Here is a 12,826-nt window from a genome sequence, read left to right on the forward strand (position 1 = left end):
TTATATGCCTAAAAAATTAATTAAGCGATTCTTACCGGACAGGGAACTCATCAAACGGCAAAAAGCCCTGAAGATTTTCGGTAACGTGTTGTACAACCCGAATCTATGGTGTCTGAACCGCCGTTCGGCTGCCGGTGCTTTTGCCGTGGGCTTATTTATGGCATTTGTGCCACTCCCCAGCCAGATGATTATGTCTGCTGGCCTGGCTATCGCATGTGGTGTCAACCTTCCGCTTTCTGTCGCATTGGTTTGGGTAAGTAACCCAATCACCATGCCGGTTCTGTTCTATTTTGCTTATAAGCTTGGCGCTTGGGTTCTCCATGAACCACCGCAACATTTTCACTTTGAATTGTCTTGGAGCTACATCACTCAACAGATGTCGACTATTGCACCCTCACTGGTGGTCGGATGTTTAATCTGTGGTGTTGTCTGCGCCCTTCTCGGCTATTTTGGGATCCATGGTTTATGGCGTTACTCCGTTGTCAGAAGCTGGCAAAAGCGACAACTAAAGTAACCGGATAACAAGAGAGCGTCTTGAAAAGTGGCTGTGATTACGAGGCGACAGACATAAAGGTGTGAAATCCTCGATATCAATCAGTGGCAGTCTTCGCTTCACTTCAAACTTTTATGTATTTCAGATATTTCATGAGATGCGACACTATCAGCGTCGGAAAGAATAACGGAAGCGACTTCAGCATGGTTGATAGCCGGTGGTCGCTTCCTGTTTTATTGAAAGGAATATTGAAAGGAATCTAGCGGGCAGAAAGAACAGTTGCCGGATTGAGACGACTTGCCTTCAGGGCGGGATAGAATGTGGCTGCCAAGCTCAATAAGATCGCAGTCACAGACACCAGCACGACATCCTGAACCTCCACTTGAGATGGCAGGAAATCGACGAAATAGATATCACCGGATAAAAAGTGGTGTCCGATGAGTGATTCAAGCTGTTGAATCAGCCCTGTCAGATTCATCGCTACCAATACCCCAATCACACTGCCACACAGACTGCCTAAAACACCGGAAAAAATCCCCTGCCACATGAACACTTGCCGAATCAGACGATCTGAAGCGCCCATGGTTCGCAAAATCGCAATTTCTGCAGCACGGTCTTTCACCGCCATCATCAAAGTTGAAACAATATTAAAACTTGCTACACCAATCACGAGCACCATCACCAGATACAACATGGTACGAACCAACTGAATATCGCGGTAAAGATAGCCGTATTGTCGTTGCCAGCTCCGCAGATAAACATATTGATTGAGCTGATTACCCACCTGACGAACAATTTGCTCTGCGCGGAACACATCCCGAACTTTGACTGACACTCCGGTAACCGATGAACCAATCCCGGTATATTGTTGCGCGTCTGCCAGCGGAATCAGTGCCAGATTGTGGTCGATCTGACCATGCAGTGCCAACACACCAACCAGTGTGACTCGAATCCGCTGAGGTGCTTTCAGTGACTTCGCGCCACCGGACATATTCGGCACCATCAACGTTAAAGCATCACCGATGTCAACTCCCAAACGTTGTGCGACGCCCTGCCCGAGAATCACTTGATGTTTCGCGGCAGAGCCCTTGGTAAACATCTGCCCTGAAATATAACGGGAAAGCTCAGATACTTCGCCCTCCATCTCCGGGTCAATCCCTCGGACTTCAATCGCTTTTAGCTGTTGCCCTCTTTCTGCCAGCGCGGTGAACCGGACATAAGGTGCGGCAGCAACGATCTGAGGGAAAGAGGTCACTTTCTTCATCATAGCCGGCCATGCCTGAATTGGTCCTTCAACCCCTTCAAATTCGCCATGCGGAATGACTGACAGCACCCGGTTATTTAACTCTCGTTCAAACCCATTCATCGCTGACAAACCAATCACGATCACAGCGACTCCGAAAGCAATCCCCAGCGTTGAAGACATGGAAATGAAAGAAACCAATTTGTTTCTTTTTTTGGAACGGCTGAAACGACGGCCAATCATCAGAGATAATGATGAAATCACTTTATGCGCTCCTTATGACGTCAGTAAGCCATCTTGCATCGTCAGAATACGATTGGTTTTACCCGCAAGTTCCTGATCATGCGTGACCACTAAAAATGCAGTTTGGGAATCCTCATTGAGCTCTCTCATTAACTCATAGACAGCCAAAGCGGTCTGATGATCGAGATTACCGGTCGGTTCATCGGCTAATACCAGAGAAGGTTTGTTCACCAACGCCCGGGCAATCGCAACCCGCTGCCGTTCTCCTCCCGAAAGTTCATTCGGACGGTGAGCCAGCCGATGGTCAAGCCCGACACGGGCAAGCCACTGTTTTGCACTATGAGTCGCATTTGCGACCGATTGGCCGCCAATCAGTAACGGCATCGCCACATTTTCTAATGCCGTAAAGTCCGCCAGTAAGTGATGAAACTGATACACAAAGCCAATGTGTTGATTGCGGATTTTTGCCTGCTGCGCAGATCGAAGCTGCAACATATCATGACCTAAAAACGTCACATCGCCGCTGGTGGGTTGATCGAGTGCGCCTAAAATGTGTAACAGGGTACTTTTTCCCGATCCGGATGAACCGACAATCGAAGCAAATTCTCCGGGCTGCATCGAAAAACTGACACCTTGTAAGACATGTGTTGCAAGCTCACCTTCCCGATAAGTTTTGGTAAGCTGGCGACATTCAAGGAGATTATTCATAGCGTAAAGCCTCTGCTGGATGGACGGACGATGCACGGAACGAAGGATACAGGGTAGCCAAAAGGCTCAAAGCAATGGTCAACAACTCCACTACGATGACCTGCCCGGGACGAATCATTACGGGCAATGAACCGCCCATTGCCATCAAATCAACCCCCAGTATCTGTAAAATCGAATTCAGGTGACTTGCAATCAGGATACCGAGAATGCCACCACTCAGCGCACCGGCAATCCCACTACTTGCTCCCTGTACAATAAAGACCAGTAATATCTGCCGGTTCGTCATGCCCTGCGTTTTCAAAATTGCCACTTCTGACTGTTTTTCCATCACAACCATGATCAATGCAGAAATAATATTGAAGGCTGCGATGGCAATAATCAGTCCCAACATCAGTCCCATCATATTTTTCTCCATCCGCACAGCCTGAAACAATTCACCACGCTGATCCCGCCAGTCACTCCAGTGCCAGCCTTGAGGGAGTGGTGTTTTCGCCAGTGCAGACACCACAAAAGGATCGGCAAATGACAGTCGCCAACCGGAAATCGTTTTCTCCGGCAGACGCAATAGCCGCTGTGCATCATGGATATGGGTAATCATCAGTTGAGCGTCGATATCAGAACCAGTATTAAAGATACCGGCGACCGTAAAGTTGCGCTGACTGGGAATTCGCCCCAGTGGTGTAAACTGGCTGGCTTGGGTTACCATCAGCCGAACTTTATCTCCCAAAGAGACATTAAGTTGTCTCGCTAACTGATGGCCGAGAAAGAGTGTATAATCTCCGGCTTGTAAATCTTGCATAGTGCCGATGATCAGATACTGAGCAAGCGGATCGTTATTCTGAGGCTGAATGCCTAACATAATGCCTGCCGATAACTCGCTCGCACTCTGAACGACCGCTTCACTACGAACAATCGGTGCGGGAGAAACCTGCGCGGGAAACTGTTTAAGAAAGGCCGGAGGCGTTGACTGCCATTGGGTTCGTTCATGTCCCTGATAAACCACAGCATGAGGTAAAACCCCGAGAATCCGGTTCTTCAGTTGAGACTCAAAGCCATTCATGACCGATAAAACCGTGACCAGTGCTAACACCCCGATCGTAATACCGACGGTTGAAATACGGGAAACAAAACGGCTGAACCGATCACCTGACTGTCCTCGTAAATATCTGAACCCTATAAATACCGAAACAGGACGAAACATACTATAAACCAATAAAGACAATTGCACGGTACTTTAACGATAAACTGACTCAGGTTGTAGCATTAATTTGCCAATTCATTGTTAAATCATACAAATGACAGCTCTATACCTTGATTAGTTCATTCGTATAGCGATAATCAACATGCAAAGATGAGGAATGAACCATGGTCGAACAAGAGTTTTTTACAGTGCAACATGCACTCACAATCAATATTGAGCCGTTGGAGAGAGGGGCATCATTCCCGTCTGAAGAGGTATTTGAAAGTGAAATCCCTGTACCATTTATTGTTGCATGTGAATTCAGTCATCTTGACCAGCTCGGTGATGTAGCCCGGCAGGAACTGAAAAATAATGACTTTAAAAATCTGATTCAGTTACTCGACAGTCAAAATACCAAGTTAAATATGCTGTTGAATTTTATGTTGTCACAACAGGATGACCCCAAACAGCGCCACCAGACTGAATCGTTTGGCGCCAGTCAGTTTACCTATGTCAGTCATCATCCGCTCGAAGCCGGTACTTTACTCAGGGTCAAACTGTTTCTGGATAACCCTCCTGCCGCAATTTATTGCTATGCACATGTTGTTAGCTGTCAGACTGAAGATGAGCACTCTCTTATCACTGTGAAATATGATCTCCTGAGGGAGTCGGATCAGGATTTACTCATTAAAGCCGCACTACATCAACAACAGAAACTACTCCGTCGTCGCTCTCTTGAAAGAAATAAATAGCAAACTCATGACCAGCTTGAATTCCATTCTATCGCTTCCGGCATCTCAAAATGCGGGAGATAAAAAACAAATCGGTAACCTGACGGGTGCCAGTCTCGCGCTGGTGGCAGCGGAGCTGTCCCACCGCCATCAACATCATACGCTGCTCGTCACTGCTGACCCGCAGATGGCATTAAAATTACAGCAGGAAATTGAACAGTTCTATCCAGCGGACATCATGTTATTTCCTGACTGGGAAACACTGCCTTATGACAGTTTTTCTCCGCATCAGGATATTATCTCCGATCGGATCTCGCGGCTCTATCATCTGCCCAAACAAACAGGCGGAATCACGATTATTCCGGTCACAACCTTACTGCAAAGGCAGTCACCGCGCGATTTTTTGCTGCAACATACTCTGATCGTCAAACAGAGAGACCAATTTTCTTTAGTCAAACTCAGAGAACAGCTTGAAAACGCAGGATACCGCCATGTCGATCAAGTTTTTGGTCCGGGTGAATATGCCAGCCGGGGCGCAATTCTCGATCTGTTTCCAATGGGCAGTGACCTTCCCTATCGTTTCGACTTTTTCGATGATGAGATTGATACCATCCGCACCTTTGATCCGGAAAATCAGCGTTCGATAGAAGAAATTCAAGAAGTTCGCCTCCTGCCGGCTCATGAATTTCCGACCACAGCCACGGCAATTGAAGCGTTTCGGAACCGTTGGCGTCAACGGTTTGATGCTTCCAGAGAGCCTGAATCCGTCTACATGCAGGTCTCAAAGGGGCTGTGGCCGGCAGGGATTGAATACTGGCAACCTTTGTTTTTCGATCACACCGAAACCCTCTTCGATTATTTGCCGTCAGAAACGCAACTGATTGTCGTCGGGGACATTGAACCATCAATCGATCGTTTTCTGAATGATGTCGGTGAGCGTTATGAGCAGAGACGAGTCGATCCATTACGTCCACTGCTTGAGCCTGCCGAATTGTGGCTGCAAAAAGATGAACTTTTTGCCATGCTGAAACCTTTCGCACAATTTCAGCTGCGGAGTGAGCCGGTCACCGAAAAATCTGGCCGGTTGAACCTTCAGGTTTCACCCCTACCGGAAATTCAGGCTCAGCATCAGCATAAAGAACCACTCTCTGCACTGCGTCAGTTTGTTGAATCCCATACAGGACAGATTATATTCTCCGTCGAATCAGAAGGACGGCGAGAGGCGCTGCTTGAACTGCTCCAACGGATCAAACTACGCCCCACGCCCCTGCCATCTTTTCAGGATGCTTGCCTGAGCGATGAAAAATATGGGCTGATTATCGGAACCGCTGAGCATGGGTTCATTCTTAATGAACAGCAAATTGCCTTGATTTGCGAAAGCGATTTGCTTGGTGATCGGGTTGTTCAACGGCGTAAAAAAGATAAACGGGTCACCAACAGTGATGCAGTCATCCGCAATCTTGCCGAACTGAAACCCGGCCAGCCGGTAGTGCATATTGATCATGGTATCGGACGCTATATCGGATTACAGACACTGGAAGTCGGTGGCATTACCACAGAATATGTCACCTTGGAATATCAGGGAGAAGCCAAACTTTATGTCCCGGTTTCCGCACTTAATCTGATTAGCCGCTATTCCGGGGGAGCCGATGAAAATGCTCCGATTCATAAACTGGGCGGGGAAAGTTGGACTAAAGCGCGACGCAAAGCAGCAGAGAAAGCCCGGGATGTCGCAGCCGAACTGCTGGATGTCTACGCCAAACGAGAACTCAAACCCGGCCATGTTTTCGCGCTGGATCGCGAACAGTACGCGACGTTTAAGGCCAGCTTCCCGTTTGAAGAAACCGATGACCAGTCAATGGCTATCAACGCGGTTCTCTCAGATATGTGCCAAAACAAGGCCATGGATCGCTTAGTCTGCGGAGATGTCGGTTTCGGTAAGACAGAAGTTGCCATGCGTGCAGCCTTTGTCTGTACCGACAACAGCAAACAGGTCGCCGTTTTGGTGCCGACAACCCTGCTTGCTCAGCAGCATTTTGAAAACTTCAGAGACCGCTTTGCCAATCATCCGATTCGGGTTGAAGTTTTATCCCGCTTTAAAACCGCCAAAGAACAGAAACAGATTCTTCAGGACGTCGCGGACGGTAAAATTGATATTCTGGTCGGTACTCATAAGCTACTCTCCAGTGAGTTGAAATTTAAAGATCTCGGGTTGCTGATTGTCGATGAAGAACACCGCTTTGGGGTGCGTCAGAAAGAGAAAGTCAAAGCGATGCGGGCAGATGTTGATATCCTCACGCTGACGGCAACACCGATCCCCAGAACGCTGAATATGGCGATGAGCGGAATGCGGGACTTATCGATCATTGCCACCCCGCCCGCACGGCGGTTAGCGGTAAAAACGTTTGTCCGGCAAAGTGATCAGACGATTATCCGGGAAGCGGTGCTACGGGAAGTCATGCGTGGCGGACAGGTTTACTATCTGCATAATCAGGTTGAAACAATTGATAAAGTCGCTGCCGATCTTGAGAAGCTGATCCCCGAAGCCCGGATTACTGTGGCACACGGTCAGATGCGTGAGCGTGAACTGGAACGCATCATGAACGATTTTTATCATCAGCGTTTTAATCTACTGGTTTGTACCACCATCATTGAAACCGGTATCGATATCCCGACGGCAAATACCATCATCATTCACCGGGCTGATACTCTGGGGCTCGCGCAACTGCATCAGTTACGGGGTCGGGTTGGCCGTTCACACCACCAAGCCTATGCTTATCTGCTGACACCGCCCCCCAAGGCTATGACTAAAGATGCCATCAAACGCTTAGAGGCATTGGCTTCGCTGGAAGATCTCGGTGCCGGGTTTACGCTCGCAACTCATGACCTCGAAATCCGCGGTGCAGGTGAACTACTCGGTGAAGAGCAAAGCGGACAAATTCAGTCAGTCGGTTTTACCTTGTATATGGAAATGCTTGAGCAGGCTGTCGATGCATTGAAATCCGGCAAAGAACCTTCTCTGGATGACTTGCTGAAAACGCAAACGGAAGTTGAACTCCGGTTACCGGCTCTGCTTCCCGATGATTATATTCCGGATATTAATACCCGCCTGTCGATGTATAAACAGATCGCCAGTGTTTCGCATCCTGATGAACTGAATGAATTGCGGGTCGAATTGATTGACCGTTTTGGCAAGCTGCCGGATGCTGCTCTCAATTTATTAGAAATTAGTCGGTTGAAATTGGAAGCCGCTGCACTGAAGATTAAGAAAATTGAAGCGCACAGTAAAGGCGGTTACATTGAATTTGATCTTAATGCTAGTATTAATCCGGCATATTTGGTGCAGCTCTTGCAATCTCAGCCGAAACAATACGGCATGGACGGCCCAACGAAGTTTAAGTTTACCCTGCCGCTGGAAGAACGAAACCAGCGACTTGGGTTTATCCGAGATATGCTGAATGAATTTCAGCAAAATATACTACCGGCTTCCTGATATCAGGAAGCAATCATGATGAAGAATCGCCTGCTAGGTCATAATGGAGTCATAATGAATAAGCTGATCCCACTGCTAATGTTATTAATTGCCATGCCTTCTTGGGCACAACGCCAATTTGACATTGAAGTGATCATATTTAAGCGCGTCGTGAATGCAGAACAAACCAATGAGACATGGCCCAATGTACTCCCGCCGATCGATTACCAAAATACCGGTAGCCTGAGTTCTCAGGCCTATTTAAACCAGAAAGGTGTCACCCGGCTACCGGCCTCGGAATACAAGCTGGACAAACAGGAAGAGAGCTTGAGAAATCATGCCGGCTTTCAAGTGCTGTTACATACAGCTTGGCGCCAGAATGATGAAGGCAAGTCAAATGCTCCGGCTTTTCATCTCTTAGCCGGCAAAGATTATTCATCTCAATTTCATCCGGATGGTCGTGAAATCAACCCATCAACGGCCACGCAGCAATCTCCGATAGAAGATACCGTTGAAAAAGCGGTGCCAAAACCCCTTTATGAACTCGATGGAAAACTACAGGTTTACGTACAACATTACCTCTACGTGGACGCGCTTTTGGATCTCAAGGAACCGAGTGTCCGGGATATTGAAGTGGAAGAAACACCGGTCGATTTTTCACAAAATACCACCGACGGCGACGATAATGTTCAGTTTGGTCATCTTCAAGCGATCTCTCCGACGGTGACGGAAGAGCGTTTTCTGAAGTCATATCGACTGGATCAAAAACGCAGAATGCGCAGTGGTGAGACTCTCTATTTTGATCATCCCCTGATGGGTATTATCTTACAGGTCAGAAAAGTTCCGGATGCATCGTAACGAAACCAACCATCAGTAAGTGATTTGCACGACCATAAAAAATGCCCGCTCAGGCGGGCATTTTCATAACAAACGAATCGTCTGATTTAATGAAGTTTCAGATTCGGCCGAAGCACGCGGTTAATCCGGCCAACCAATAGCATCAACGCTGTTTTAAACATCCCGTGTAGCGCCATCTGATGCATTCGATACAGAGAAATATACACCACGCGGGCAATTTTCCCTTCAACCATCATTGAACCTTTCGTGAGATTTCCCATCAGGCTTCCGACCGTTGAAAATCGACTTAATGACACCAGAGAACCATGATCTTTATAGACATAAGGCTTCATATCCCGATCATTCAGTTTAGCGACAATATTTTTAAATGTCCGACTTGCCATTTGGTGGGCGGCTTGCGCACGTGGCGGGACAAATGAACCGTCAGGCTGGGTACATTGAGCCAGATCACCAATGACAAAAATGTCTTCATCCCGGGTGGTCTGTAAGGTGTTCGTCACCACCAGTTGATTAATCCGGTTGGTCTCAAGACCAGCGATATCTTTCATAAAATCAGGGGCTTTAATACCCGCGGCCCAGACCATAATTTTCGCGGGAATTTTTTCACCGTCTTTGGTCGTCAGGCCGTCTTCTTCAACTTTTGTAACCATCGTTGATGTACGGACATTCACACCCAACTTCGTGAGTTCATGATGGGCTGCAGAAGAAATTCTCGGTGGCAAAGCAGGCAGAATCCGCTCACCGGCTTCAATTAAGTGGACATTCAATTTATTTGAATCCAAATCACCGAAACCGTAATTGCGCAGTTCTTTTACTGCATTGTGTAGCTCTGCAGACAGCTCGACACCTGTCGCACCGGCACCGACAATCGCAATATCAACAGTACCATGCCCATTCTTGGCATGCAGTTTCAGGAACTCGTTGTTCATCTCAGTGCGGAATAGATTGGCCTGCTCAGGGCTATCTAAAAAGATACAGTGCTCTTTCACGCCCGCAGTATTAAAGTCATTCGATGTGGACCCAATCGCCAGTACCAGAATATCGTATTCGACTTCACGGCGTGGGATCAGCAGTTCACCATGCTCATCTTTCAGCTCGGCCAACGTAATAACTTTCCTGTCGCGATCGAGCTCTTCCAAATTTCCCATCTGAAAATCAAAGCTATGGTTTCTCGCATGAGCCCGGTAACTCAACGCGTCTACGCCTTCATCCATGGAACCTGTTGCCACTTCGTGCAATAACGGCTTCCATAAATGACTGGCATTTCTGTCCACTAATGTGATTTGGGCTCGCCCTTTTCTTCCTAATGTGTGGCCTAATTTAGTGACAAGCTCTAAACCGCCTGCACCGCCACCAACAACAACAATACGAGTCACAACAAACTATCCTCAAAATGAATAAAACATGATATAGCCCGGAGTAACGACTCCGGACTAAAAAAATAGGACGGGTAAAGCAAATTGAAAGTCACTTTGTCTGCGAGACGCACTGTATAGATAAAGCATCACTTTACTTCTATTTCACATAAACTGTCGTCAGGTTGTCCCTGCTCTCATTTTATTTTGATATTTATCAAATTTTGATCTGATAGGAAACATTATAAGGAGCAAATCAAGTCATGCAAGCCAAGATTGCAAGAAATACCGCCCCTTCGCGATGGTATTTCTTGGCTGGCAAGCAACAATTTAATCTATTGAAAAATATAAAATTATTTATTTTTGAACTGACGAATCGTCTGAAGATGTTGAGATATCTTCTTGAATTTATGACTTTCTGTTTCGTCCCAGACAATATCGTAGTAATTTTCCAGCTCTTCAGCCGTTTTCCGGCTATCTAATGCTTCATCATGTGTTGACAGCACGACCAAGCAACGCTCTTTATTCTTTAATCGAAATTGAGAGACACACTTCGTTGCAATATCGTCATACTCTTCCGGACGATCAATTTTTCCCTGCATATTGTCTTCAGGATGCAGATTCGGATTGAATAATACCTGTTTAATGCCGCATAAAAAGCCAATCCGTTCAGACCAGTACCCACCCAGTCCGACACCACAGATCATCGGGTGTGGGTCATCACTCAGCTCAATGGCTTTGTGTACTTCTTTCAGAAGATGCTGCATATCGTGTCTGGGGTGAAGCGTGCTATAACTGATAAAACGCACATCATCATCAATAAATTGTAATTGCAGCACTTTTTCATGATTCCCCGGGCTGGTTGAATCAAATCCATGTAGATAAATAATCATAACAATACCCTTTCCAACATACAGAATGAACCTAGCATGAAATGCACAGGCGATACAGTGAGTGTGATATGAAAATAGTCAATCTATTTCCCCCCACTTCCTTTTGCCAGGTACTGAACTCAGCGTAAGTCCCGGCTTCTTCTGTTATCATTTGAACTCGTTGTCTAGCTGCATTTTTATCCGTTCAGCCGCTGCTTGCATCTCTTTATTTTCCCATAACTGAAAAGCAATCAAATACCATAACATTGCAAGCATCCGAACTCTGGGTATCCAGGCTTTCACCCCTTCGATCCATAAATCAAGTTCATTGATATTCCGATGCTGGCAATATTGACCGACAGCCGTGAGTAAATTGCTATCGGACATGTCTATCGTCATCGCTAAATCCATTCTGGGATCAGCCAGAGATGCATACTCCCAGTCAATCACTTTGATCCCTTGAGATGTTTTGATCAGATTGTGACATCCCAGGTCGAAGTGGCAAAGTGAGAGTGGAACTTCAGAGATATTAGGGAGTGTTCGCCAGGTTTTATAGAGTGATTCAATGGCTCCCAGCTCAGCAGACATCGCCTGTAACTGAAACCAATAGTGATCGATTCGTGCTGTATAAACAAAAGGAACAATCGGTAGTTTCGTTACCGGAAATTGGTGAATCTGGCTTAGCAGCCGTGTCATGACCTCAATATCATTTGCAACAACGCGCTCACCTTCAATCCACTGTACCAGTAACCCCTGCTCATTGATATGAAGCGGTTCAGGAGAAATTTGTACCGCTTGATCTTTTAACGCAGACAGGATGTGGAATTCTTGATGACGAGAGATGGAAAACGCTTGTGTGACATCCGTTGAAGGACGCCACACTGCGGAAGGAGACTCAGGAATGTCTATCTTCCAACAACGATTCGTTAAGCCGCCAGCCAATGTTTGTGCGACTGTCGGCGTTTCCCGAAAAAAATGAGTCAAAGACGCCAGAGAGGGATCTAATTGACATGCTTCGGACCATGACATACGTGCCATCGCTGACGTCCTCAACTCAGTGGATTAAAATCCCAAAAAGCTCTTTTCCTGCTCTTTGCGAATTTCAGTTTCATCAGCCCATTCGATGAGCCCTGAACGTAAATCCATCAGACGCATCGTCATTTTATAGTACACATCTTTATCGCTGCCGGTATCTTTGACGATACTTGATAAATTGCCGTATAACATGTACTGAGCGCCAACCATTTTACCAAACTGGATCGAACTGCTCTTATCGACCAATGCATCATTATTCTGGAAATCTAACTGCTTTCTGACCGCTTCGATCCGTGTCATATCCACAAATCGAAACTTCCCGGAGTTCAGCATCTTGGTACTGATTGTGTCCGTAATTGATTCGGTATCGATATGTTCACTGGTTTTGTTTTTGATACCGTCCACAAATACGATCGGACGTGAATTTCGAGTGATGGCGGCCACAGAACCAGACATCATCATGCTATCAACCATATCCGCAGCAATCTTTTGTAAATCTGTCGAACCAAAATCAACTGTTTTCGTTTCTACGGCTTGTGCATCCCCGTAAGAAACCTTATTTGCACAACCACTCATGAGAGCAGCCAATCCCAACACGAGGATTATACTTTTTTTCATAAAGACTCACCTTGTCAC

The 12,826-nt window shown here is 46.6% G+C and carries 11 protein-coding genes; 4 read left to right on the forward strand and 7 right to left on the reverse strand.

Annotated features, from left to right (window positions below; translation table 11 throughout):
* Positions 1 to 4 precede the first annotated feature (4 nt).
* The gene (locus tag VR7878_RS14950; protein WP_077336865.1) at positions 5 to 514 is read left to right on the forward strand and encodes a DUF2062 domain-containing protein; all 510 of its coding nucleotides are present in this window, start codon (positions 5 to 7) and stop codon (positions 512 to 514) included.
* 238 nt (positions 515 to 752) lie between these two features.
* Here the strand turns inward: VR7878_RS14950 and lolE are convergent, their stop codons facing one another.
* Genes lolE through lolC form a run of 3 tightly spaced genes read right to left on the reverse strand, consistent with a single transcriptional unit; the run spans position 753 to position 3,888 of the window.
* Positions 753 to 2,000, reverse strand: a complete 1,248-nt coding sequence (lolE, locus tag VR7878_RS14955) for a lipoprotein-releasing ABC transporter permease subunit LolE (protein ID WP_077336866.1) — start codon at positions 1,998 to 2,000, stop codon at positions 753 to 755.
* Between the two features lie 12 nt (positions 2,001 to 2,012).
* The gene (lolD, locus tag VR7878_RS14960) at positions 2,013 to 2,687 is read right to left on the reverse strand and encodes a lipoprotein-releasing ABC transporter ATP-binding protein LolD (RefSeq protein ID WP_077336867.1); all 675 of its coding nucleotides are present in this window, start codon (positions 2,685 to 2,687) and stop codon (positions 2,013 to 2,015) included.
* Positions 2,680 to 3,888: a lipoprotein-releasing ABC transporter permease subunit LolC gene (gene lolC / locus VR7878_RS14965; RefSeq protein WP_077336912.1), complete on the reverse strand. Its 1,209-nt coding sequence runs from the start codon at positions 3,886 to 3,888 to the stop codon at positions 2,680 to 2,682. Before lolC ends, lolD begins: the two co-directional genes overlap by 8 nt.
* 164 nt (positions 3,889 to 4,052) lie before the next feature.
* Here lolC and VR7878_RS14970 point away from each other — a divergent pair, with 164 nt between their 5' ends.
* From VR7878_RS14970 to VR7878_RS14980, 3 genes are read left to right on the forward strand one after another with little or no spacing between them, the layout of a single operon-like run.
* A complete protein-coding gene (locus VR7878_RS14970; protein ID WP_077336868.1) occupies positions 4,053 to 4,619 on the forward strand; it encodes a PilZ domain-containing protein in 567 nt (188 codons plus the stop codon).
* 7 nt (positions 4,620 to 4,626) lie between these two features.
* Complete coding sequence (mfd, locus tag VR7878_RS14975) at positions 4,627 to 8,091, forward strand: transcription-repair coupling factor (RefSeq protein WP_077336869.1); 3,465 nt, start codon at positions 4,627 to 4,629, stop codon at positions 8,089 to 8,091.
* A 54-nt stretch (positions 8,092 to 8,145) separates the two neighbouring features.
* Positions 8,146 to 8,928, forward strand: a complete 783-nt coding sequence (locus tag VR7878_RS14980) for a peptidoglycan binding protein CsiV (protein ID WP_077336870.1) — start codon at positions 8,146 to 8,148, stop codon at positions 8,926 to 8,928.
* 86 nt (positions 8,929 to 9,014) lie between these two features.
* Here the strand turns inward: VR7878_RS14980 and VR7878_RS14985 are convergent, their stop codons facing one another.
* The 4 genes from VR7878_RS14985 to lpoB all read right to left on the reverse strand — a co-directional run bounded on the left by VR7878_RS14985 (position 9,015) and on the right by lpoB (position 12,808).
* Positions 9,015 to 10,304, reverse strand: coding sequence for an NAD(P)/FAD-dependent oxidoreductase (locus VR7878_RS14985; protein ID WP_077336871.1), 1,290 nt, complete (start codon positions 10,302 to 10,304; stop codon positions 9,015 to 9,017).
* 332 nt (positions 10,305 to 10,636) lie between these two features.
* Positions 10,637 to 11,176 (reverse strand): alpha/beta hydrolase YcfP, encoded by a 540-nt coding sequence (gene ycfP / locus VR7878_RS14990; RefSeq protein WP_077336872.1) that lies wholly within the window; start codon positions 11,174 to 11,176, stop codon positions 10,637 to 10,639.
* A 147-nt stretch (positions 11,177 to 11,323) separates the two neighbouring features.
* Complete coding sequence (locus VR7878_RS14995; protein WP_077336873.1) at positions 11,324 to 12,193, reverse strand: phosphotransferase; 870 nt, start codon at positions 12,191 to 12,193, stop codon at positions 11,324 to 11,326.
* 24 nt (positions 12,194 to 12,217) lie between these two features.
* Positions 12,218 to 12,808 carry a penicillin-binding protein activator LpoB gene (gene lpoB, locus VR7878_RS15000; protein ID WP_077336874.1) on the reverse strand — a complete coding sequence of 197 codons (591 nt, stop codon included), beginning with the start codon at positions 12,806 to 12,808 and terminating at the stop codon, positions 12,218 to 12,220.
* Positions 12,809 to 12,826 lie beyond the last annotated feature (18 nt).

The sequence above is a fragment of the Vibrio ruber DSM 16370 genome (assembly GCF_900163965.1).
Lineage (GTDB): Bacteria > Pseudomonadota > Gammaproteobacteria > Enterobacterales > Vibrionaceae > Vibrio > Vibrio ruber.